Genomic DNA, 21668 nt, shown 5'->3' with positions numbered 1-21668 from the left:
TTTTTGTTTGAAAAAAAATTAAAACACTAAATTTGAAATTTAATTTTTATTTATGTTCAAAACCAAAAAAGAACTTGTATTCGTTACTCTCGCCGGAATATTCATTACTAACGCCGTTACTGCTGAACTCATCGGTGGGAAACTGATACAAATAGGTCCCTTTGTAATGAGTATCGGCATTTTACCTTGGCCTATTGTTTTCCTGACTACTGATTTAATCAATGAATACTTTGGAGAAAAAGGAGTAAAAAATTATCTTTAATTACCGCTTTTTTAATTACTTATGCGTTCAACCTCTTGTTTTTATCCATAAATACTCCCGTGGCAAAAGGGATAATCCCGGTAAATGACGAACAGTTTTTGGCAGTTTTTGGCCAAAGCATGTGGATTATTGTGGGAAGCATCATCGCCTTCTTAGTTTCTCAATTGATAGACGTAACTGTTTTTTGGTTTTTCAAAAACCGTACATGAAATAAAAAAATCTGGCTCAGAGAAACAGGTTTCAAAAGAGCTGAGTTAGGATAAATTGATTTTTTGATTTCAGATTATAATATTTGAACTCAGATTTATATACAACCTATTTCAAAGAGATTTGAAATGGGTTTTTTTATCGGATTCATTCATTCAAAAAGAACTCTTAAACATATTAGATTATAAAAAGCTGAACTTCATGCAGTGTCCATTAACCACTAACAATTTAAATTAAAATAGCTTATAAATACAAAACGAAAATTCCTACCTAAAAACGCGCATCGTAAAAATTTAACATAAAACGACCATCACCTAAAATTATTTATATTTTTACCGAAAACGTTATCGTTACCTTATTTTTTTAATACTTTTAACTTTTTAAACCAAAAACTCAAATTTATGAAGAATTTATTTATTGCATCCCTAGTCTTGTTCGCATTTTTCTCTTGTACTGATGAAAATTTAAATTCAACAGAAGTAGTACAAAATAAGGTACAACCAAGTTATGTTGCGAACCAACTACTTATTAAATTTAAACCTACAGAAACTGGAGCTAAAACATCAACAAACATTTTATCTCTAATTGGAGGAACTACAGTAGAAGTTATTAACACTAATTCTATGAAAACTTCCACTGCTAAAACAAACACTACAGGTGGAAAAATTTTATTGGTAAATTCAAAGTTAGGCACAATGGAAGCTATTGAGCTTATTAAAGATTTACAAGGAGTAGAGTATGCAGAGCCAAACTGGATATACAATCATTTTGCAGTTTCAAATGACACTTATTATACTAATGGTTCACTTTGGGGCATGTATGGATCTACAACTTCTCCATCGAATCAGTTTGGTTCGCAAGCCGCAGCTGCTTGGGCAAACAATAAGTTAGGATCAGCTACTGTGTATATCGGTATTATTGACGAAGGTTATATGTACACTCATGAAGATCTAGCAGCCAATGCAGGTAAAAACCCAGGTGAAATAGATGGTAATGGTATAGATGATGATAGCAATGGCCTTGTTGACGATGTGTATGGCTATGATTTTGCCGCAAACGATAATACTGTTTTTGACGGAGTTGACGATGACCACGGAACACATGTTGCCGGTACTATTGGTGCTGTAGGAGGTAATGGAAAAGGTGTTGCTGGTGTTGTATGGAATGTAAAAATGATAAACGCTAAATTTTTAGGTGGAACAGGCGGAACATTAGCAAATGCAATTAAAGCAATTGACTATTTCACTGATCTAAAAACAAGACATGGCTTAAACATTGTAGCTACTAATAACTCTTGGGGAGGAGGAGGATTCTCACAAGGTCTTCAGGATGCAATTGAGAGAGCCAATACTGCTGGAATACTGTTCATTGCTGCTGCAGGGAATAGTGGAACTGACAATGACACCACACCAAGTTATCCTGCAAGTTATCCTAACGCAAATGTAATCGCCGTTGCATCAATTACCAATACAGGAGCTCTATCAAGTTTCTCTCAATTTGGCGCTACCTCTGTTGATTTAGGCGCTCCTGGTTCAGGAATATGGTCAACAGTACCTGCAAGATCTAAAGGTAAGTTTGTATCTAGCTATGCTAGTTATAACGGAACTTCAATGGCAACTCCACATGTGTCAGGAGCGGCTGCATTATACGCATCTTTGAATCCTGGTGCAACAGCTGCACAAATTAAAGCAGCACTATTGAACAGTGCTACTCCTACTTCCTCTTTATCTGGAAAATGTTTAACAGGAGGTAGATTGAATGTAAGCGGATTTTAATCCAATTAAAACTAATTAAACAAAGGAGTCCACAAGTTGGGCTCTTTTTTTTATGGTCATATTTTTTTTCAATACCGTTCAAAAAATCCATATTTTTAAAATATCCTAAGTAGAGGATGAATAGCAAAAGCTATGTTAGATAAGACTGCTAAGCACAAATTGACTTATTTAATGTAAAAATTTGAACTTAATAATCGAAAAAATATCTCTAGCCAAAATATTAAAGTTACATGATTCTTCTTTTTCACTAATTTGATTATAAATTAATTAAACGATTTTATTTAATAAAAATGAAAAAAAATAGAATCATGTTTAGAATAAATTTACATCGAAAACAACAATACAAATTAATACTTTTCAATTAAAACACTAAATTTGGATATTAATTGTTTTTTATGTTCAAAACCAAAAAAGAACTTGTCTTTGTTATTCTTGCCGGAATCTTTATCACTAATGCCGTTATAGCAGAACTCATCGGTGGGAAACTGATACAAATAGGTCCTTTTGTAATGAGCATCGGCATTTTGCCTTGGCCTATTGTTTTCCTAACTACTGATTTAATCAATGAATACTTTGGAGAAAAAGGAGTAAAGAAATTGTCCTTAATCACTGCCGGTTTAATCGCCTACTCTTTCCTTGTTTTACTTTTTGCAATCAATATTCCCGCCGCAAAAGGAATAAGCCCAGTCAATGATGAGCAGTTTTTTGCCGTTTTTGGACAAAGCATGTGGATCATAGTGGGAAGTATCATTGCGTTCCTAGTTTCTCAATTGATAGATGTAACCGTTTTTTGGTTTTTCAAAAACCGTACAGGAAACAAAAAAATATGGCTCAGAGCCACGGGTTCTACTATCATTTCGCAATTATTCGATTCTTTTATTGTGTTGGGAATTGCTTTTTGGTTGCCCGGAAAAATAAACTTTGATACATTTTTAACCTCCGCCTTAACAGGCTATACATTTAAACTTGGTATTGCCATTCTCTTGACTCCTTTAATTTACTTGGGTCACTATTTAATAAAAAACTATTTAGCCACTGATAACAAATGATTACAGACGATAAACCCCGCTGTGGATGGTGTACTTCTAGCGTTTTGTATAAAAAATACCACGACGAAGAATGGGGTGTTCCCGTGTATGAGGACGCCACTTTATTTGAATTTTTACTACTTGAAACGTTTCAGGCTGGACTCAGTTGGATTACTATTTTGAACAAGAGAGAAAATTTTAGAGCTGCTTTTAACCAATTTGACTATAAAAAAATAGCGCTTTATACTGAAAATAAAATCCATGAATTACTTCAAGATGCTGGAATAATTCGCAATCAATTAAAAATTAGGTCGGCAGTATCAAATGCGGCAGCCTTTATGAAAGTACAAGAAGAATTTGGCAGTTTTTCAAATTATGTTTGGAAATTCACTGATGGAAAACCCATTCAAAACAACCGACAATCTTTACAAGAAGTTCCGGCTACTACTCCGCTTTCAGATACAATAAGTAAGGATTTAAAAAAACGCGGATTCAAATTCGTCGGTTCAACGGTAGTTTATGCACTCCTGCAAGCCACCGGAATGGTTGATGATCACGTTGCAGATTGCTGGAAAAAACAGTAGTGAGTAATCCGTTTTCGACATTTAAATTATCAAATAAAACTTTAAATCCGAAATTTTAATCAAAAAAACCATTATATTTGTTTCACACTTTAGGGGTGTCTACAACATTGTAGGCTGAGAATTACCCTCTGAACCTGATCTAGTTCATACTAGCGTAGGGAAAAGTAAGATGACTTCCTGGTACATTTATGTACTCCTATAGCCATTCCTAAAGTATAACTGTATACTAAATTCAAAAGGAATGGAACTCAAAATCAACAATCAAACGAAACAATTTGCAGCTGACAGTCTTACTGTTCAGGCACTTCTTGACTTGGAAATTCCAATAAAACAAAACGGAATTGCCGTAGCCATTAACAATAGTATAATTCCAAAATCCAACTGGAATTCCCACATCATACAAGAAACCGATAACATTCTCATCATCTCTGCAACTCAAGGAGGATAACCATTTTAATTTAAAGATTGAAAGATTTATAGATTAAAATATTTATCAAATCCACTCTTCAATCTTTCAATTTTTTAATACTTAAATCTTTCAATAAAAAAAACATGAAATACGAAGAAAAAATATCAACCACTCCTTTTCCTAATTCTACAAAAATTTATGTAGATGGAACCATTCATCCCATAAAAGTAGCGATGCGAGAAATTGCATTGACTGACACTAAAATGTCAAATGGCAGAATAGAAAAAAACCCGCCTGTAACCGTTTATGACACTTCGGGCCCATTTACCGACCCAAATATCGAAATTGACATTCGAAAAGGACTGCCCCGCATTCGTGAACAATGGATTCTGGATCGTAATGATGTCGAAGAATTAAGTGAAACCTCTTCCGAATACGGGAAAAAGCGTTTGAATGACGAAAAACTAAACGAATTGCGTTTCGAATATTTGCACAAACCTAAGCGTGCCAAAAAAGGAGCCAACGTTTCCCAATTGTATTATGCAAAACAAGGAATCATTACTCCAGAAATGGAATACATAGCCATTCGTGAAAACCAACGCTTGGAGTTGATAAACGAACAAACCAAAGCCATGCAACACCAACACGAAGGAAATAGTTGGGGCGCAAACACTCCCTCTCCTTCGGGCCGGGCTGGGATGGGGAAAATCACCCCTGAATTTGTCCGAAGCGAAGTAGCCAGAGGACGTGCCATTATTCCAAATAACATCAACCACCCAGAAAGTGAGCCTATGATTGTAGGTCGTAACTTCTTAGTGAAAATTAATGCTAACATTGGCAACAGCGCCGTAACCTCAACAATCGAAGAAGAAGTAGAAAAAGCAGTTTGGGCATGCCGCTGGGGAGCTGACACGATTATGGATTTATCAACCGGTAAAAACATTCACGAAACCAGAGAATGGATTATCCGAAATTCTCCTGTGCCAATTGGAACCGTGCCTATTTACCAAGCTTTGGAAAAAGTAAATGGCGTGGCCGAAGATCTCACTTGGGAAGTTTATCGTGATACGCTAATCGAACAAGCGGAACAAGGGGTTTCCTATTTTACCATCCATGCCGGTGTTTTATTGCGCTACATCCATTTGACTGCTGAACGTGTTACCGGTATTGTTTCCCGTGGAGGCTCTATCATGGCAAAATGGTGTTTGTTTCACCATAAAGAAAACTTTCTTTACACCCATTTTGAAGACATTTGCGAAATTATGAAACAATATGATGTAGCGTTTTCATTAGGAGATGGGTTACGTCCCGGTTCTATTGCCGATGCGAATGATGCCGCTCAGTTTGCAGAGCTGGAAACACTTGGCGAACTGACAAAAATCGCCTGGAAACACGATGTTCAGGTATTTATTGAAGGCCCTGGCCACGTACCCATGCACATGATTAAGGAAAACATGGACAAACAATTAGAGCACTGTGATGAAGCTCCTTTTTATACTTTAGGACCATTAACTACTGATATTGCTCCAGGTTATGATCACATCACCTCTGCCATTGGCGCGGCTATGATTGGCTGGTATGGTTGTGCGATGTTATGCTACGTGACACCAAAAGAACACCTTGGTTTACCCAACAAAAAAGACGTTAAAGACGGCGTAATCACGTATAAGATTTCGGCTCATGCTGCTGATTTGGCCAAAGGGCATCCCGGATCGCAATACCGTGACAATGCCTTGAGCAAAGCCCGTTTTGAATTCCGTTGGCAAGACCAATTCAACTTATCCCTAGATCCCGATACAGCTCGTGAATTTCATGATGAAACATTACCGGCGGATGGCGCCAAAGTAGCTCATTTTTGTTCGATGTGTGGCCCCAAATTTTGTTCTATGAAAATCTCCCAGGAAATTCGCGATGTAGCTGAAGCCGAAAAAGGCATGAAAGAAAAATCAAAAGAATTTGTAGAAAGCGGCAAAGAAATTTACTTATAAGACTGTAGAAGAAAGAGGAAAGAAAAAAGATTATGATCGTAATCACAAATCCAATTCCTGTAATTAATGAAATCGACACCATTCATTCTCTTTTTGAGAATGGACTGGAGTTGCTTCATATTCGGAAACCTGATTTTTCAGAAACAGAAATGAACGCTTTTTTATCCGAAATAAAATCAGATTTCCGTCAGCAAGTGGTTTTGCACAGTCATCACCAACTGGCTTTAGCATCTGGAATACATCGGATTCATTTTACAGAAAAAGCAAGAATTGAAACATCGGAGAAAAGTTTAAAAAACTGGAAAGAAAGTGGATTTAAACTCTCTACTTCGATTCATCAAATGATTGATTTTGAAGAACTACCTACTGTTTTTGCTTATGCTTTTTTTGGTCCTGTTTTCGAAAGTATTTCAAAACCAAAGTATGCTTCGGATATTGACTTTAAAAAAGCATTGCAACAAAGGAAGAATAACGAAACTTCATTAGTAGCACTTGGTGGAATTACAGCTGATAAAATTAAAACGGCATTAAAATATGGCTTTGATGATGTGGCACTTTTAGGTGCCATTTGGAACAGTAACCATCCAATAGAAAATTTTAAACAATGCAAGAAAAGAGACCTTTCGTAGTAACAATTGCAGGCTTTGATCCTTCTGCAGGCGCGGGAGTTTTAGCAGACATCAAGACATTCGAGCAACATCACGTTTATGGTTTTGCCGTCAATACCGGTAATACCATTCAAACCGAAAATCAGTTCTTCGAAATGCACTGGACTGACCAAGCTTTCGTTTTGAGATCACTGGACAAATTGTTTGAAAATTATGCTATCAAAGCCGTAAAAATTGGAATTGTTCCTTCACTGGATTATTTAAAAAAAATTGTTTTTGCTATAAAAAAGCTTTCGCCAAAAACAAAGATTGTTTGGGATACCGTATTAAAATCTACAACCAAATTTCGTTTTATAACTATAGAAAATCAAGCTGTTTTGATCGAAATATTGAAAAAAATAGATTTGATAACACCCAATTACAATGAAATTTTACAGCTTTCCGCAGCAGAAAAAAATCCTGAATTAATTGCTCACGAGCTGTCAAAACAGTGCGCTGTATTGCTAAAAGGTGGTCACAATCCTCTGGCAATTGGTGTTGACTGTTTGTATACCGGAAAGGAAATCTTCATGCTTACGCCAAATAACACTTCGGTTTTCGAGAAACACGGCTCTGGCTGTGTATTATCATCAGCGATTACAGCCAATTTAGCTTTGGGATTAGACCTGAAAACAGCTTGCATCAATGCCAAAAAATATATAGAAACCTATTTACAATCTAATCAAACCAAATTAGGATACCATCATGTATAATAAGCTACACTACATTTCGCAAGGAAATACTGTCGAAGAACAATTGCACAACATTCACAAAGCACTGGACAATGGCTGCCATTGGATACAATTGCGATTCAAAAATCAAAACGCGCTTGAAGTTTTCACTTTGGCGGAAGCCGTAAAAATGTTATGTAAAGAATATTTAGCCACTTTTATCATCAATGACAACGTGCATTTGGTAAAGCAATTGGATGCCGATGGCGTTCATTTGGGTTTAAGTGACATGAAAGTGGAAGAAGCAAGACTAATTTTAGGAAAAACAAAAATTATTGGAGGAACGGCAAATACTTTTGAAGATGTGCGCCAAAGGACAGCCGAAAACTGTGATTATATAGGTCTGGGTCCATTTCAATTTACGACAACCAAACAAAATTTAAGTCCCATTTTAGGATTGGAAGGGTATCGATTGATTATCCAACAAATGAAAATAAAAAACATCCAAATTCCCATTTATGCCATTGGAGGAATCACACTAGAAAACGTTGAAGACCTGATGGAAAACGGAATTCAGGGTATTGCCGTTTCTGGTTTGATCACCCAAAGCGAAAACCCAGCACAACTTATTACTCAACTTAACGACAAATTATATGGTACCATTTAAAATAGGAGACAAGACCTTTCAATCCCGCTTGTTTTTAGGCACAGGAAAATTCGGTTCTAATCAACAGATGGAAGAAGCCATTTTAGCCTCTGGAACCGAGTTAGTAACCGTAGCGCTAAAACGTATCGATTTAGAAACCGAAACCGATACCATTTTATCCCATCTCAAACACCCGCTAATTAATTTGCTCCCCAATACTTCTGGCGCACGAAATGCCAAAGAAGCCGTTTTTGCGGCACAACTAGCACGAGAAGCCTTGGAGACCAATTGGCTTAAACTGGAAATTCATCCTGATCCAAAATATCTAATGCCAGATGCAATCGAAACCTTAAAAGCTACGGAAGCTTTAGCCAAATTAGGGTTTATCGTTTTGCCTTACATCCATGCGGATCCCGTTTTATGTAAACGACTGGAAGACGCAGGAACTTCGGCGGTGATGCCTTTAGGTTCTCCAATTGGTAGCAACAAAGGATTAAAAACGATCGATTTTTTAGAAATAATAATTGAACAGAGCAGAGTTCCCGTGATTATAGATGCCGGAATTGGCGCACCATCCGACGCAGCAAAAGCCATGGAACTTGGAGCTGATGCGGTTTTAGTAAACACAGCAATTGCCGTGGCAAGAAATCCTATATTGATGGCAGAGGCTTTCAGAGAAGCCGTTATTGCAGGTCGAAAAGCCTACGAAGCACAATTAGCACAAAAAGTAAATCATGCAATGGCCTCAAGTCCTTTGACTGCGTTTTTGTATGAGTAATATGTTTTTGGTCTATTTACAAGAAAACTGTTGAAAAAATGGCACGCAGATTTTACAGATTTACGCAGATAAAAACTTAAAAAAAATCTACAAAAATTCGTACAATTTACATACTACAGAAATTTATAGTTGTATCAAAATAACTACATTTAGTTTTTAATTAGTACTAATTTTTAAATTCTTAAAAATGACCGAAAACGACATATCATTCAAAATAAGAGGAGCCATTTTCAAAGTGTACAATACACTCGGTCCAGGTTTATTTGAATCTGTTTATGAAAGCGCTTTGTATTATGAATTAACTAAAATAAATTTAAAAGTTGAAAGACAATTAGAAATCACTATTCCTTACGATGAAATCATATTAGATGTTGCTTTTAAAATTGATTTATTAGTAGAAGACAAAGTAATTATTGAATTGAAATCTGTCGAAGATTTAGCACCTATTCATTACAAACAAATTACAAACTATTTAAAACTTACTAATAAAAAATTAGGCCTACTTGTCAATTTTAATACAGTCACTATTTTAGATGACATTAAACGAATTGCAAATAAATTATAATTAAGGATTAGAAAATAGCACGCAGATTTCACTTATATATACAGCTAAAATTAAAAAAAACGGTTAAAAAAATCTGCGAAAATTTGCAGAATCTGCGTGCCAAAAACCGCATATCCTTTTTGCGAAAAAAAATAAAACAATGAACACATTTAGATCGGTTTTTGACAACTACGATTGGGAAACAATCAAAACAAAAATATACCATACCACTTCGATAGAAGTCGAATCTGCGTTAGGCAAAAACAAACGCAGTCTCGATGATTTTCTGACGTTGATTTCACCAGCTGCCAAACCTTACTTAGAGCAAATGGCACAACTGACACATGAACTAACCAAAAAAAGATTTGGCAAAACGATTCAAATGTATGCTCCTTTGTATTTAAGCAACGAGTGTCAGAACATTTGTACGTATTGTGGGTTTAGTTTAGACAACAAAATCAAACGAAAAACACTTACCGAAAATGAAATTACGCAAGAAATTGAAGTCTTAAAAAAAGCAGGATTTGATCATGTTTTATTAGTTACAGGCGAAGCCAATCAGACCGTAAACATTCATTATTTTCTAAAGACAATTGCTCAGATAAAAAACGATTTCTCCACCATTTCAGCCGAAGTACAACCCTTGTCAACAGAAGAATACGAACAATTACACGAAGCCGGTGTCTATTCGATTTTAGTCTATCAGGAAACCTACCACCGTGATGTTTACAAACAGTACCATACCAAAGGAAAGAAATCCAATTTTGATTTTCGTTTAGAAACACCCGATCGCATAGGAACTGCGGGCATTCATAAAATAGGCTTGGGTGTCTTATTGGGATTAGAAGATTGGCGCACTGACAGTTTTTTTAATGCCTTGCATTTAGATTATTTACAAAAAACGTATTGGCAAACGAAATATGCAGTTTCATTTCCCAGATTACGACCGGCAGAAGGTGTAATTAAACCCAACTTTATCATGGATGATGCTGATTTGACCCAGCTCATTTGTGCCTACCGTTTGTGGAATGAAGACTTAGAAATCTCCCTGTCTACCCGGGAGAACGAAAAATTCCGGGATAATATTATTCCCATTGGAATCACTAGTATGAGTGCAGGTTCTAAAACTAATCCTGGGGGTTATTCAGTTGACCCACAATCCTTGGAGCAATTTGAAATCAGTGACGAACGTTCTGCGGCAGAGATTGCAAAAGTCATTTCCAGTAAAGGATATGAACCCGTTTGGAAAGATTGGGACAGAAATTTTAGTCAAAAGTCGAAAGTCTAAAAGTTTAGAAATCAACAAAAAAATTAGACAAGAGACAAGAGTCTAAAAATTTAGAAAGCAACATGGGGCCACACCTTAATATTTATTACTAATAGCAACTAACTTTAAAAAAGTTCTCGACTGCGCTCGAATTGACTTGTTTTTAACTTTTGACTTTAAAACTTTCCAACTTTATGACTTTTGACTTTATAACTGTCCAACTTTATGACTTCTCAACTTTAAGACTAAAAAAATGAGTATTATTCAAGATTTTTTACGCTATAACCGCCAGATGATGATGCCGGAAATAGGCGATTCCGGACAGGAAAAACTCAAAAAAGCGAAAGTTTTAGTGATCGGCGCAGGCGGATTGGGTTGTCCAATCTTACAATATATTGCAACGGCCGGAGTAGGAACTATTGGTATAGTTGATTTTGACAAAATCGAGTTGCACAACTTACACCGTCAAATTTTATATACGGAGAGGCACGTTGGTCAATTAAAAGCAATCACGGCAAAATCAGTTTTAGAAATCCTGAATCCATTGATTCATGTTGTTGCTTTTGAAGAAAAATTAACCATTAAAAATGCAGTACAAATCATCCAGGATTTTGATGTAGTTGTTGATGGTTGTGATAACTTTGAAACCCGTTATCTGGTAAATGATACTTGCGTAACATTAGGTAAATCATTGATTTACGGCAGCATCTTAAAATTCGAGGGGCAAGTGGCCGTTTTTAACCATAATGGAAATAAAAATCTTCGGGACTTATTCCCGAAACCTCCAAATCCTAAAGATGTTCCTAATTGTAATTTGAACGGAGTATTGGGCACACTTCCGGGAATTATTGGCACCATGATGGCGCATGAAACGTTGAAACTTGTTATGGATTTACCGACATTGGAAAATGAATTGGTTCTTTTTAATACGCTGGATTGGAGTTTTAAGAAGCTGGAATTTTAAGAGTTATTTACTCTTTAAAATTTCCATAAAATCTGTTCTGTCGATTTCCCTGCAACCTAAACTTTCAAGATGCGGATTATAAACCTGACAATCCAAAAGTTTGTAATCTTCTTTTTTTAATTGGTTGACCAAAGCTATAAAAGCCATTTTCGACGCATTAGATACTTTCGAGAACATACTTTCACCACAAAAAATACCTCCCAAATCAATTCCGTATAAACCTCCAACTAAAACGGCATCTTGCCAAACCTCAACTGATTTTGCTATTCCTAATTCGTGCATTTTACAATAGGCTTCAATCATGTCATTGGTAATCCAAGTTCCGTTTTGACCGTCACGTTCTATATTTTGACAGTTTGAAATTACGTCCCTAAAATTCTGATTGAAAGTGACCTTGAAAATATTCCGGTTCAGGATATTTCGCATGCTTTTAGATACAATCAATTCATCGAGAAATAGCACCATTCTGGGATTTGGAGACCACCACATAATAGGTTCTCCCGCTTCAAACCAAGGGAAAATGCCGCTTTGATACGCAAGTCGCAAGCGTTCCGGGGACAAATCACCTCCAATGGCCAAAATTCCATCGCAATTGGCTTGGTCAACAGAAGGGAAAAATAAGGTTGGGGATAAATAATACATTTTTCAATTTCAAAAATCAATACCAATTTCAAAAAATAAAAAAGTCAGAAATTCAAGTAAAACTCAAACTTCTGACTTCTAAATTCTAATTTTTTCATCCCTTAGAAAGGCAAATCGTCTGCTTCTTCTTCGTTTAGGTTTGTTGCTGGTGCAAATGCTTCAGCAGCCGGCATCGGAGGCATTTGAGCAGCAGTGGCTTCTGTGGCTACTCTTTCTACTCTCCATCCTTGAATTGCATTAAAATATTTAGTCACTCCTTGTGGGTCAACCCATTCGCGTCCTCTTAAATTGATCGAAACTTTAACCGCTTCACCTACTTTAAAACTGTTCAATAAATCGCATTTATCTTGTACAAATTCTACTAAAATATGTTGTGGATATTGCTCCTCGGTGGTTACGACCAATTCTCTTTTTAAGAAACTTCCGCTTCCCACATTTTTTGCATCCCCAAGCATTTTAATTTTTCCTGTAACTTCCATCTTCGTTGTTTTTAATGTTATTTATATTATTTTTTTGCCAAAAGTACTTTCCAAGCCGATAAGACATCATTCTCATTCAGGTATTTTTTTGCCTCCAAGTGTACTTTTTGCTGGTCATCAGCACTTAAAACTCCTTTTACAGCAAAATTCTGTTTTACAAATATACTAACTTCTTCCATTGTGGGCAAGGCTTCTATATTCCCTAACATCCCTAAATCATTTCCGTTAAAAACCGAACTTTCTTTAACAAAATTTGGAATGGCATCCACTCCAATTCCTAAAGTAGACAAGGGTTTTGGCACTTCAAAAAGCCCTTGGTTTGATCTGGAATACCAATTGCTGCCTAACCTGGAAACCAAGTCAATTTTATATTGATCAATCGCACCATTTTCGTCTAAAACAGACTCGTCAATATGAATGCGAACAACTTCACACAGTACTAAATTCCCCGCACCTCCTTCTGTTCCCAGCGGAATAATCTGAGTGACTTTGCATTCAAATTGAACCGGTGATTCTTTTACTCGAAAGGGTTTCACCACCTCTGAAGCAATCGGAGTCAAGCCTGATTTTAAAAACTCATCCACACCATCAGCATACTCTGTACTGGCCAGCGAAATCTGTTGTACCATGTCATAATTCACCACATTAATGACTACTTCCCGAGTTGCTTCAGCATTGATCAACGTGTGTTTTATCGAATTATCACGAACGCGCCTTGCTGGTGAAAAAATAAGGATTGGAGGATTGGCGCTGAACACATTAAAAAAACTAAAAGGCGATACATTAGCATTACCTTCCGCATCCATAGTACTGGCAAAAGCAATAGGTCTAGGTCCAACTGAACTTTGCAAATAGCCTTGTAATTTTGCTGTTTCGATACTTTTAGGATCAATCGTAATCATATTTTTTACTTTATAGCTGTACTCTACAAAAGTAAACAAATCGGATCAGTTTATGAAAGAGTATATCCAATTAGAATAAAATTACATCTGAATTTACTCTGAAAAAAAATCTTTCTTTAAAACTAAAATACCACAGCGTTTATTTCGTTATATTTATAATTCAAATTTTCATTTATGCAGTTTTCTGAAAGAAGAAATACAACCCGTTGGATTATAATTTCTGCCTCTTTTTTAATCATTTCACTGATTCTTTGGAACACATACACTTTTTTTCAAATCTTCAAAAACGAAGAACGATTAAAAATGAATCTTTGGGCACAAGCCCAAAAAACACTCATTAATGCCAATGAAAATACAGATGTTGATCTTCCGTTGCAAATTTTCAGTGACAACACTTCAATTCCTATTATACTGACAGAGAATGATAGCATCATAAATACCGTAAATATTGACGACGCTATTGTAAAAAATAATTCAAAGGCAGTCGCATTCTTGCATAACCTAAAAAACGAAAACGTACCCATAGTCATTGAGTATGTCCCTGGGAAATTTCAAAAATTATATTACGGCAACTCGGCTTTACTGAATAAATTGAAATATTATCCCGTTGCTTTAGTGCTGATCATAGTGCTTTTTGGCGGTTTAGTTTATAATTTTTATAGAAGCACCAAAATGGCAACACAAAACAAACTTTGGGCAGGAATGGCTAAAGAAACTGCTCACCAGATAGGAACGCCGCTCTCGTCACTGATAGGCTGGGTTGAACTCCTGAAATCTGAAAACATGGATGAAAGTACTACTTTCGAAATTGAAAAAGATATTGAGCGTTTGCAAACCATAACCGATCGTTTCTCGAAAATAGGATCGGAACCCAAATTAGAAAACAAAGATATTGTAGCCGAAACACAACAATCTTACGACTATTTGCAATCCCGATTCTCCAAACAAATTGAGTTTTCGTTCCAAGCGCCAAAAACTCCTATTATGGTATCTCTTAATCCTACGCTGCACAGTTGGGCCATCGAGAATTTAGTAAAAAACGCCATCGATGCAATGAAAGGAAAAGGAAAATTAGCTTTAGAAATTGAACAAGAAGGGGATTATGTAAAAATAAATGTTTCTGATACTGGCGGCGGAATTCACAAACAACAATTTAAAACCATTTTCGAACCTGGATTTACCACTAAAAAACGCGGATGGGGATTGGGACTTTCACTAACCAAAAGAATCGTGGAAGAATACCACAAAGGAACCATCAAAGTACTGAACTCCGAAATTGGAAAAGGAACCACTATGCAGGTGAGTTTTAAAAAAAACAACCTAGCGTAACGGAACTCCAAACTATGTAACTTTAGAAAACATTGTTTTTCTGACTATTTTGGACTTACTCAAATAATTTTTAACAAACAATGCGTGCTCTTCGGCTTGCGCCAAAGAGGCTCCAATTGATTTTTTAATCGATGTGACATTAGAAACGTTTTGATTACCAACGGAACCCACGATATACATATCGTTTTGACACTTTACCAGTTTCATTCTCGGAATTTCAATCATACGGCTAATTTCAGTATCTGAAAAAGAAGGCTTAAACTTATTGTTTCGATAGTGTATAAAATCATTCAACAATACAACCGCTTTTTGTCAATTTCAGCTGCTGTCCAAGCATGAGCCAAGTCACTTACTTTTCCGTTTTGTTTGGTATATCCTTCAATGATATAGGATTGGATTCCTATCTTTTGCACAAGCGCATTAAAAACCGTTGCATAATGAATGCAAACCCCTTTTTTAGTTTTTAATGTCTTCGTGATTTTCTCAGCTCCCGTTTCATGGGAATTTACGGCATACCTATTCGCAACATCATAGCTGATGTTAGATGCGGTCCAATAGAAATCAGCTCTTATTTTATCGGTTTCTGTTTTAAAATTAGCATTGATATAATTGGCAATAGCTTCAGTAGATGTAGTTGAATTAGCTGGAATAGCTGCCGTTTTAGCATCAACCAATAGATATCCGGGATTGACCTGTCCAACACTCATAAAGGAGAAAAAGAAGGTAAGCAACAAAAATATATTTTTCATAGCCTCGAATGTAAGTAATAACCATGGTATAATGTCGTATTTTAAAATCAGGATAAAATTATTTAACAATCTGATTTAAAGCTATTTTACTTAAAGTTAATTCTTTTGACTTTACGACTTTTAAACTTTCGACTTACTTAAGTTCTCTAAAATAGAAAAGGGAATCGGTTTTCACCTATTCCCTTTTAAACTAAAATCATACCAATTTGTTTTATTTGTGCAAATTTACAAATTGGTTTTAATACTTTCTGCCAACGCTTCAAATTCATTTTTGGACAGCGATACTTTATTTTGAAAACGCATTTCATCCATTTCATTCAATGGAATCAAGTGAACGTGCGCATGAGGAACTTCAAGTCCTACAACTGCCATTCCGATTCGTTTACACGGAACCGTTTTTTCAAGCGCAACTGCGATTTTTTTAGAAAACTGCATCAGTCCAATATATAAATCATCTTCCATCTCAAAAATCTTATCAATTTCTTGTTTCGGAATACAAAGTGTGTGTCCTTTTGCATTTGGATTTACATCCAAAAAAGCCAAGAAATTTACATCTTCAGCAATCTTGTAGCACGGAATTTCTCCGTTTATAATTTTGGTAAATATACTTGACATTGTGAAATTGGTTAATTGTTGAATCGATTAATCGGTTAACCGAATAAACCTTTAATTAGTCGCGAGATATTTCTAAAATTTCGAATTTCAACACACCGTTTGGAACCGTGATCTCAGCAAATTCTCCAACTGATTTTCCTAACAAACCTTTTCCAATAGGTGAGGTTACCGAGATTTTACCTGTTTTTAAATCGGCTTCACTTTCGGCAACTAATGTATAAGTCATTTCCATTCCGTTCGTTTGGTTTTTGATTTTTACATTGGATAATACCAATACTTTAGAAACATCCAGATGGGTTTCATCAATCAATCTGGCGTTAGAATGTATTTCTTCCATTTTGGCAATACGCATTTCCAGCATCCCTTGTGCTTCTTTTGCGGCATCGTATTCTGCATTCTCAGAAAGATCACCTTTATCTCGTGCTTCAGCTATATCAGCCGATGCTTTTGGGCGCATTACGCTTTTTAAATAATCTAATTCTTCTCTTAATTTTTTTAAGCCTTCTGCTGTGTAATACGATACTGTACTCATAAATTCTTCATTTATATAAATAGAAAAAATCCCATCAGGACGGGATTTCTTTCCACAAAGATATTATTATTTTTTTTTCGTCGATAAATATATGTTAATCATATATAATTCAAAGTTAAATAAATTAAATTTGTTTCACTAATACTTCGACACTATTTTAAAATGAAAAAAATTCTGCTGCTCTTCGTTGTTATTCCTTTATTTTTTTCGTGTAGTGATTCTGGTTTTGACAACACCAATCCATTTGTGCCTAATTATACTTTCGCCGTAGACCTGAACCTGAATTTGCCGGAATACTCTAATCTTAAATTCGTTAGTAATGCGGTTTATGTATCCGGAATAGGCGCTCGAGGTGTTATTGTTTTCAATACAGGCAGTGGTTACAATGCTTTTGATGCCGCTTGTCCCAATCAAGCGATGAGTTCTTGTTCTACCATGACCATAAATGGGATAAATGCCGTTTGCGGATGCGACGGTAAAGAATACAGTTTATTTACCGGACAAGGAACTTTACAATATCCTATGAAGCAGTATCGCGTTCAAGTCAATGGAAATGTGCTTCGGGTTTATAATTAATTACAAATGCGAATCAAGGGTTAAAATATTAAGTTTATAAAGGCAGCTGCTATCTTGCCAAACAGCTACTCTAATAATCTTTTTGTGGATCTAACTTTGCATGCTCTTTGAATATTGGTTTTTTCAATCAACCAATTAAAAAGGGATTCAATAGGTTGTCTAATTCTTGATACTGCTTTTGAATACAAGTCGTTTGAAACTTTATCTCTATTTCTAATTTCTTGAGATTCTCCTTTTACTGCTTTAACGGGTGTGAACATTACAGCGTTTTTTTCTTTTTCAAAATCAGATAAAAATTCTTTGTTTTGATAAATTTTATCTCCAAAAGAACATCTATCTTCTTAACCCTTGATTCGCATTTCTAATAAAACAATATCAAAGTCGGTTCGAATAGTCACTTTTCCTTTTGAAACTTTGGCTTCTTTTCCGGAATAGGCATCTCTTACTCTAGATCCATCTTCAAAAATAGGGGCTACAATAATTTCTTTTTTGCCAGTAGAGAGATCCAGACCAACCACTACTTTGTCTGTGAAAGTTCCTTTAGTGTATGTTCTTGAAAATGTGTAGGGCGTGTCCGAAATCATGGTGTGAATTCCAGCTCCCACAGCAGGATGGTTCTTTCTGAACTTTCCTAATTTTCTCCAGTGTGTCAGTATTTTTTTAGTTTCAGGATTGGATTTTATGTCTTCCCAGTTCATAAAGGAACGCAAGGTAGCATCGCCGTTTGTGCCTTTGATTACTAAGGGACGTGCACTCTCATCACCATAATATACTTGAGAAAGTCCTGGACTCAACAATAATTTTGTACCGGCTTCGATGCTTTTGGTGCGTTTTGCATCAAAAGGAGCGCCGTCATCATGTGAGGATAAATAGTTCAATACACTGTATCCTTTTAGGTCGTTGTTGAGCCTGTCAGAGTATTTTGAGAATATGAATTCATAGTCTTTTTGGGCGTCCCATTTGAACTCAAAATTAATCATGTTGTTGAAACCATTTTTAAAATAGTTTATTTTTTTGTCTCCAAAATCAAAATATTGTCCGCCGCTGATACCATAATTATAGACTTCGGCAATGGTGTAAAAGGAGTTGTTATCCAGTACTTTTGTAGGGTTTTTTTTCTTCCAAGTCTCAAATGAATAGTCACATTGTGTTTTGAAATCTGCCCAGACGGTTTCGTCTGTATGTTTTACGGTATCTCCTCTGTAGCCGTCTATCCCATAATCAGCAACGTAGTCTGTCAGCCATTTTATGATGTAATATTTTGGAGTTTTAGGATAGCCTGTCCGAGAAAAAAAAGCGTCTAACTCATTCATTTCCTGTTCGTATCGACCTTCTTTTTTCCATTTTTCGACAAGAAAAGGAGGTAAGTCTACATTCTGGGTGCTTTCAGTTCTGATGTCTGGAAGATTGGCCACCAAAGTGCAGGTTGTTGTATTTTGATAATTTTTATAATCACAAACCGGATTGGTACGAACCCAGTAATTTGGCCAAACAGTATCTATTTCAGTCACAGGACCGGTGTGATTAATGACGCCGTCAAGAATGATTCTGATTCCTCGTGCATGCGCTTTTTTTACTAATTCAGCTAACTCTTTTTTAGTTCCAAAATTGGGATCTAATGCCGTCCAATCTTTGGCCCAATAGCCATGATAGCCATAACTCAATCCAGTGCCCTCATCTACAGCGTCATGAATTTGTTCCACTACAGGAGTAAACCAAATGGCATTTATCCCTAGTTTGTCAAAATAACCTTCTTCAATTTTTTTAGTAATTCCTTTGATATCTCCTCCTTCAAAACCACGAAGTTTTCCTGTAGTTTTAGTTCTGTTTAAAGTAATGTCATTGGAACGATCACCATTATTAAAGCGATCTGTCATAAGGAAATAGACATTAGCACCTTCCCAGACAAAAGGGGTTTTTTTTGTTTTTTTTATTGGAGTGTTGTTTTCCGTAACAGGTTTGGTACCGGAACAACTCACGCAAAAAGCGAGCACGGATAGAATTAATAGTAAAGATTTTTTTTTCATTTTTTTTTAAATTGAATAATTATTTTTTTGCTGGAGCTTCTTTTTCAAGGAGCAGCAGTCAGTATCTGGTATTTTTTTCAGTAGTTCTCCGGATTCTTGTATTTTAGAGTGTGAATTACTTCAGTTCTAAAATCAAAACAGATTTAGGTTCGATTATAATTTCGTTCGTCACCTCAAAGGTGAGTTCAGAAATGACATCTTTTCCAGTTTTAAAGTCTTTGATATTTTCTTTGAAACGATGTGTGTTTACCGTCTTGGTTTCGTTGCTGTTGTTCATTAAAACCATTACCGTTTCATTTGCATTGTATCTAAAATAAGCGTAGATATTATTTTCCGGAATATAATGGGTTGTTTTTCCAAAATGAACCACTGCTTTTGTTTTTCTCCATTGGAACAATTTGGCGGTAAAATCAAAATAGTGGTTTTGCTCCGGAGTTCGTCCTTCCTTCGTAAAAGCATTGTTTTTATCGCCTTCCCAACCGCCTGGAAAATCAAGACGAATAGCTGCATCACCTTTGTTTTTATCACCGGCCATGCCTATTTCGCTTCCGTAATACAATTGTGGAATCCCGCGAACGGTAGCCATCAAAGTCATTGCCATTTTGTATTTTCTGATATCGTTCCCGTAGGTTTGATTGATGCGATTGGTATCATGATTTTCTGCAAATAGTAACATATTATTGACATTAGGATACAGAAAATCATTGGTGAAATTGTCATAGAGTTTTACCATTCCTTTGTCCCAAGAGCCGTCATCTTCATTGAAAACTTTAGTGACTGCTTCATATAATGTAAAATCCATTACACTTGGCAGATATGAATTGTAATTTTGTATTGCTGCAATTTTACTGTCTTTTTGCCAATACGCCATTTGCGCTTGACTTTGCATCCAGACTTCGCCTACAATATTAAAATTGGGGTATTCATCGGTTATGGATTTGGTCCATTTTGCAATTCCTTTTGGATCAGAATAATTGTAGGTGTCGACTCTGAAGCCATCTAAATCAGCATATTCTATCCACCAAATGGCATTTTGAATCAAGTATTTTAAAGTCAACGGATTCTTCAAATTTAAATCGGGCATCGATGGGACAAACCAACCGTCCAGCGTGATTTTTTTATCAATTTCAGAGGCATTGGTGTCGTGAATAACTGTTCTTTTATGATTGGTTTGGGTGTAGGTGTCAAATTGATTGATCCATTCTTTTGTGGGCAAATCCTTGATCATCCAATGTTCAATTCCCCAGTGATTCGTCACGTAATCCATCACCAGTTTCAGGTCTTTTTTGTGCATTTCAGCAGCCAATCGAACATAATCTTCATTGGTTCCGTAACGGGGATCTATTTTATACACATCAGATTGTCCGTAGGTGTGATACGAAAAAGCAGCGTCATTATCCTCGCACAGTGGTGTACTCCAAATTGTTGTTGCACCTAGTTCTGCTATGTAATCCAGATTTTTTATAATCCCTTCAATATCGCCACCGTGTCTTCCTCCGGGTAATTCTCTATTGTATTTTTCTTGGGTTGAATTTTCACTATCGTTGTTTCTGTTTCCGTTGGCAAAGCGATCTGGCATCAACAAATACATCATATCCGAAGCGTCAAAGCTTTTGCGTTGTGCTGAGTTTTCTCTTCTTTTCTTAAGGCTGTATTTTTGTGTAAAGGTTTCTTTACTTTTGTTTTTAAAGGTAAAAATCAGATCTGATGCCACCACTTTTTTAGTGTCAATGGTAACAAATAGGTAGTTGGGATTTTCCGTTCTTTTTACGTCGGTTATTTTTATGCCATTAGAAACCGTTACTTGGTTTTGAGCAATGCCTTTGCCATAAAAAAGAATTTGCAGCTCTGGATTCTGCATTCCTGCATACCAAAAAGGCGGTTCCACTTTGTCGATTTGCGCATGTACAGTTATTGACATAAAAAAAAGGAATAAAGTTATTTTTTTTAGAAAGCTTCTGTTTAAGAACGGAAATTGATCTGTTTTCTTCATTGTATGTATTTTTTAGTGCTATTTAATGTTGTGTTGGCTTCAAATAAAACGGAT

General features: G+C 36.0%; 24 protein-coding genes, 1 pseudogene and 1 riboswitch. Of the genes and pseudogenes, 15 read left to right on the top strand and 10 right to left on the bottom strand.

The genetic code is table 11. The features are described 5' to 3' along the window. Window positions 1-52: 52 nt before the first annotated feature. The 13 genes and pseudogenes from EKM03_RS10310 to EKM03_RS10250 all read left to right on the top strand — a co-directional run. Window positions 53-468, top strand: a pseudogene (locus EKM03_RS10310) (queuosine precursor transporter); the annotation flags it as partial. 402 nt (window positions 469-870) lie between these two features. After that, window positions 871-2244 (top strand): S8 family peptidase, encoded by a 1374-nt coding sequence (locus EKM03_RS10305; protein WP_126563440.1) that lies wholly within the window; start codon window positions 871-873, stop codon window positions 2242-2244. A 395-nt stretch (window positions 2245-2639) separates the two neighbouring features. Continuing rightward, window positions 2640-3293, top strand: coding sequence for a queuosine precursor transporter (locus EKM03_RS10300; protein WP_126567972.1), 654 nt, complete (start codon window positions 2640-2642; stop codon window positions 3291-3293). After that, window positions 3290-3856 carry a DNA-3-methyladenine glycosylase I gene (locus EKM03_RS10295; RefSeq protein WP_126515140.1) on the top strand — a complete coding sequence of 189 codons (567 nt, stop codon included), beginning with the start codon at window positions 3290-3292 and terminating at the stop codon, window positions 3854-3856. Before EKM03_RS10300 ends, EKM03_RS10295 begins: the two co-directional genes overlap by 4 nt. 81 nt (window positions 3857-3937) lie before the next feature. After that, window positions 3938-4034: riboswitch (TPP riboswitch) on the top strand. Between the two features lie 63 nt (window positions 4035-4097). After that, on the top strand, window positions 4098-4304 hold the full coding sequence (thiS, locus tag EKM03_RS10290) for a sulfur carrier protein ThiS (RefSeq protein WP_126567973.1): 207 nt from the start codon (window positions 4098-4100) through the stop codon (window positions 4302-4304). Window positions 4305-4408: 104 nt separating this feature from the next. Continuing rightward, window positions 4409-6253 carry a phosphomethylpyrimidine synthase ThiC gene (gene thiC / locus EKM03_RS10285; protein ID WP_126740358.1) on the top strand — a complete coding sequence of 615 codons (1845 nt, stop codon included), beginning with the start codon at window positions 4409-4411 and terminating at the stop codon, window positions 6251-6253. 32 nt (window positions 6254-6285) lie between these two features. Further along, window positions 6286-6882, top strand: coding sequence for a thiamine phosphate synthase (locus EKM03_RS10280; protein ID WP_126561256.1), 597 nt, complete (start codon window positions 6286-6288; stop codon window positions 6880-6882). Beyond that, entirely contained in the window at window positions 6858-7613 is a 756-nt protein-coding gene (locus EKM03_RS10275; RefSeq protein WP_126740356.1) for a hydroxymethylpyrimidine/phosphomethylpyrimidine kinase, read from the top strand. The genes EKM03_RS10280 and EKM03_RS10275 overlap by 25 nt, the downstream gene beginning before the upstream one ends. Beyond that, window positions 7606-8238: a thiamine phosphate synthase gene (locus EKM03_RS10270; RefSeq protein ID WP_126740353.1), complete on the top strand. Its 633-nt coding sequence runs from the start codon at window positions 7606-7608 to the stop codon at window positions 8236-8238. The genes EKM03_RS10275 and EKM03_RS10270 overlap by 8 nt, the downstream gene beginning before the upstream one ends. Next, window positions 8225-8995, top strand: coding sequence for a thiazole synthase (locus tag EKM03_RS10265; RefSeq protein WP_126740351.1), 771 nt, complete (start codon window positions 8225-8227; stop codon window positions 8993-8995). Before EKM03_RS10270 ends, EKM03_RS10265 begins: the two co-directional genes overlap by 14 nt. Before the next feature lie 187 nt (window positions 8996-9182). Further along, on the top strand, window positions 9183-9560 hold the full coding sequence (locus EKM03_RS10260; protein WP_126553103.1) for a GxxExxY protein: 378 nt from the start codon (window positions 9183-9185) through the stop codon (window positions 9558-9560). 139 nt (window positions 9561-9699) lie between these two features. Further along, the gene (gene thiH / locus EKM03_RS10255) at window positions 9700-10827 is read left to right on the top strand and encodes a 2-iminoacetate synthase ThiH (protein ID WP_126740349.1); all 1128 of its coding nucleotides are present in this window, start codon (window positions 9700-9702) and stop codon (window positions 10825-10827) included. Between the two features lie 232 nt (window positions 10828-11059). After that, window positions 11060-11770, top strand: a complete 711-nt coding sequence (locus tag EKM03_RS10250; RefSeq protein ID WP_126740347.1) for a HesA/MoeB/ThiF family protein — start codon at window positions 11060-11062, stop codon at window positions 11768-11770. 3 nt (window positions 11771-11773) lie between these two features. On the opposite strand, the gene aat is transcribed toward EKM03_RS10250, so the two are convergent. The 3 genes from aat to EKM03_RS10235 all read right to left on the bottom strand — a co-directional run bounded on the left by aat (window position 11774) and on the right by EKM03_RS10235 (window position 13793). After that, window positions 11774-12412, bottom strand: a complete 639-nt coding sequence (gene aat, locus EKM03_RS10245; RefSeq protein WP_126740345.1) for a leucyl/phenylalanyl-tRNA--protein transferase — start codon at window positions 12410-12412, stop codon at window positions 11774-11776. 101 nt (window positions 12413-12513) lie between these two features. Continuing rightward, window positions 12514-12891 carry a DUF3127 domain-containing protein gene (locus tag EKM03_RS10240; RefSeq protein ID WP_091203008.1) on the bottom strand — a complete coding sequence of 126 codons (378 nt, stop codon included), beginning with the start codon at window positions 12889-12891 and terminating at the stop codon, window positions 12514-12516. Between the two features lie 26 nt (window positions 12892-12917). Then, window positions 12918-13793 (bottom strand): flavin reductase family protein, encoded by an 876-nt coding sequence (locus EKM03_RS10235; RefSeq protein WP_126740412.1) that lies wholly within the window; start codon window positions 13791-13793, stop codon window positions 12918-12920. A 174-nt stretch (window positions 13794-13967) separates the two neighbouring features. Between EKM03_RS10235 and EKM03_RS10230 the strand changes: the two genes are divergently transcribed. Then, the gene (locus EKM03_RS10230) at window positions 13968-15122 is read left to right on the top strand and encodes a PAS domain-containing sensor histidine kinase (RefSeq protein ID WP_126740343.1); all 1155 of its coding nucleotides are present in this window, start codon (window positions 13968-13970) and stop codon (window positions 15120-15122) included. Window positions 15123-15134: 12 nt separating this feature from the next. Here EKM03_RS10230 and EKM03_RS10225 read toward each other — a convergent pair whose 3' ends face one another. The 4 genes from EKM03_RS10225 to greA all read right to left on the bottom strand — a co-directional run bounded on the left by EKM03_RS10225 (window position 15135) and on the right by greA (window position 17018). After that, window positions 15135-15347 (bottom strand): hypothetical protein, encoded by a 213-nt coding sequence (locus EKM03_RS10225; protein ID WP_126458319.1) that lies wholly within the window; start codon window positions 15345-15347, stop codon window positions 15135-15137. A gap of 65 nt (window positions 15348-15412) precedes the next feature. Next, complete coding sequence (locus EKM03_RS10220) at window positions 15413-15871, bottom strand: transglutaminase-like domain-containing protein (protein WP_126563431.1); 459 nt, start codon at window positions 15869-15871, stop codon at window positions 15413-15415. 225 nt (window positions 15872-16096) lie between these two features. Next, complete coding sequence (locus EKM03_RS10215; protein WP_126553115.1) at window positions 16097-16486, bottom strand: HIT family protein; 390 nt, start codon at window positions 16484-16486, stop codon at window positions 16097-16099. 55 nt (window positions 16487-16541) lie between these two features. Further along, on the bottom strand, window positions 16542-17018 hold the full coding sequence (gene greA / locus EKM03_RS10210) for a transcription elongation factor GreA (RefSeq protein WP_126458328.1): 477 nt from the start codon (window positions 17016-17018) through the stop codon (window positions 16542-16544). A gap of 162 nt (window positions 17019-17180) precedes the next feature. On the opposite strand from greA, the gene EKM03_RS10205 reads away from it, so the two are divergent. Beyond that, window positions 17181-17594, top strand: coding sequence for a hypothetical protein (locus EKM03_RS10205; protein WP_126458331.1), 414 nt, complete (start codon window positions 17181-17183; stop codon window positions 17592-17594). A gap of 65 nt (window positions 17595-17659) precedes the next feature. Here the strand turns inward: EKM03_RS10205 and EKM03_RS10200 are convergent, their stop codons facing one another. The 3 genes from EKM03_RS10200 to EKM03_RS10190 form a co-directional block, all read right to left on the bottom strand. Beyond that, window positions 17660-17854 (bottom strand): transposase, encoded by a 195-nt coding sequence (locus EKM03_RS10200; protein WP_126553117.1) that lies wholly within the window; start codon window positions 17852-17854, stop codon window positions 17660-17662. 81 nt (window positions 17855-17935) lie between these two features. Beyond that, window positions 17936-19621: an alpha-amylase family glycosyl hydrolase gene (locus EKM03_RS10195; protein WP_126740341.1), complete on the bottom strand. Its 1686-nt coding sequence runs from the start codon at window positions 19619-19621 to the stop codon at window positions 17936-17938. 115 nt (window positions 19622-19736) lie between these two features. Then, a complete protein-coding gene (locus EKM03_RS10190) occupies window positions 19737-21614 on the bottom strand; it encodes a glycoside hydrolase family 13 protein (protein ID WP_126740340.1) in 1878 nt (625 codons plus the stop codon). Between the last annotated feature and the right edge of the window lie 54 nt (window positions 21615-21668).

The sequence above is a fragment of the Flavobacterium sp. GSP6 genome, from assembly GCF_003984855.1.
In the GTDB taxonomy this organism is placed as follows: Bacteria; Bacteroidota; Bacteroidia; order Flavobacteriales; family Flavobacteriaceae; genus Flavobacterium.
The sequence above is the reverse complement of the archived record's forward strand: the minus strand, read 5'-3'. Positions and strand labels throughout refer to the sequence as shown.

Excerpts from the sequence above, each read along its gene's own strand:
- EKM03_RS10260 (WP_126553103.1), top strand. The coding sequence starts at position 9,183 with ATGACCGAAAACGACATATCATTCAAAATAAGAGGAGCCATTTTCAAA.
- greA (WP_126458328.1), bottom strand. The coding sequence starts at position 17,018 with ATGAGTACAGTATCGTATTACACAGCAGAAGGCTTAAAAAAATTAAGA.
- aat (WP_126740345.1), bottom strand. The coding sequence starts at position 12,412 with ATGTATTATTTATCCCCAACCTTATTTTTCCCTTCTGTTGACCAAGCC.
- EKM03_RS10220 (WP_126563431.1), bottom strand. The coding sequence starts at position 15,871 with ATGAAAAATATATTTTTGTTGCTTACCTTCTTTTTCTCCTTTATGAGT.
- EKM03_RS10300 (WP_126567972.1), top strand. The coding sequence starts at position 2,640 with ATGTTCAAAACCAAAAAAGAACTTGTCTTTGTTATTCTTGCCGGAATC.
- EKM03_RS10200 (WP_126553117.1), bottom strand. The coding sequence starts at position 17,854 with ATGTTCACACCCGTTAAAGCAGTAAAAGGAGAATCTCAAGAAATTAGA.
- EKM03_RS10190 (WP_126740340.1), bottom strand. The coding sequence starts at position 21,614 with ATGAAGAAAACAGATCAATTTCCGTTCTTAAACAGAAGCTTTCTAAAA.
- thiC (WP_126740358.1), top strand. The coding sequence starts at position 4,409 with ATGAAATACGAAGAAAAAATATCAACCACTCCTTTTCCTAATTCTACA.
- EKM03_RS10225 (WP_126458319.1), bottom strand. The coding sequence starts at position 15,347 with ATGATTGAAATTCCGAGAATGAAACTGGTAAAGTGTCAAAACGATATG.
- EKM03_RS10195 (WP_126740341.1), bottom strand. The coding sequence starts at position 19,621 with ATGAAAAAAAAATCTTTACTATTAATTCTATCCGTGCTCGCTTTTTGC.
- EKM03_RS10280 (WP_126561256.1), top strand. The coding sequence starts at position 6,286 with ATGATCGTAATCACAAATCCAATTCCTGTAATTAATGAAATCGACACC.
- EKM03_RS10305 (WP_126563440.1), top strand. The coding sequence starts at position 871 with ATGAAGAATTTATTTATTGCATCCCTAGTCTTGTTCGCATTTTTCTCT.
- EKM03_RS10265 (WP_126740351.1), top strand. The coding sequence starts at position 8,225 with ATGGTACCATTTAAAATAGGAGACAAGACCTTTCAATCCCGCTTGTTT.
- EKM03_RS10230 (WP_126740343.1), top strand. The coding sequence starts at position 13,968 with ATGCAGTTTTCTGAAAGAAGAAATACAACCCGTTGGATTATAATTTCT.
- EKM03_RS10250 (WP_126740347.1), top strand. The coding sequence starts at position 11,060 with ATGAGTATTATTCAAGATTTTTTACGCTATAACCGCCAGATGATGATG.
- thiS (WP_126567973.1), top strand. The coding sequence starts at position 4,098 with ATGGAACTCAAAATCAACAATCAAACGAAACAATTTGCAGCTGACAGT.
- EKM03_RS10275 (WP_126740356.1), top strand. The coding sequence starts at position 6,858 with ATGCAAGAAAAGAGACCTTTCGTAGTAACAATTGCAGGCTTTGATCCT.
- EKM03_RS10240 (WP_091203008.1), bottom strand. The coding sequence starts at position 12,891 with ATGGAAGTTACAGGAAAAATTAAAATGCTTGGGGATGCAAAAAATGTG.
- EKM03_RS10295 (WP_126515140.1), top strand. The coding sequence starts at position 3,290 with ATGATTACAGACGATAAACCCCGCTGTGGATGGTGTACTTCTAGCGTT.
- EKM03_RS10205 (WP_126458331.1), top strand. The coding sequence starts at position 17,181 with ATGAAAAAAATTCTGCTGCTCTTCGTTGTTATTCCTTTATTTTTTTCG.
- EKM03_RS10235 (WP_126740412.1), bottom strand. The coding sequence starts at position 13,793 with ATGATTACGATTGATCCTAAAAGTATCGAAACAGCAAAATTACAAGGC.
- EKM03_RS10215 (WP_126553115.1), bottom strand. The coding sequence starts at position 16,486 with ATGTCAAGTATATTTACCAAAATTATAAACGGAGAAATTCCGTGCTAC.
- thiH (WP_126740349.1), top strand. The coding sequence starts at position 9,700 with ATGAACACATTTAGATCGGTTTTTGACAACTACGATTGGGAAACAATC.
- EKM03_RS10270 (WP_126740353.1), top strand. The coding sequence starts at position 7,606 with ATGTATAATAAGCTACACTACATTTCGCAAGGAAATACTGTCGAAGAA.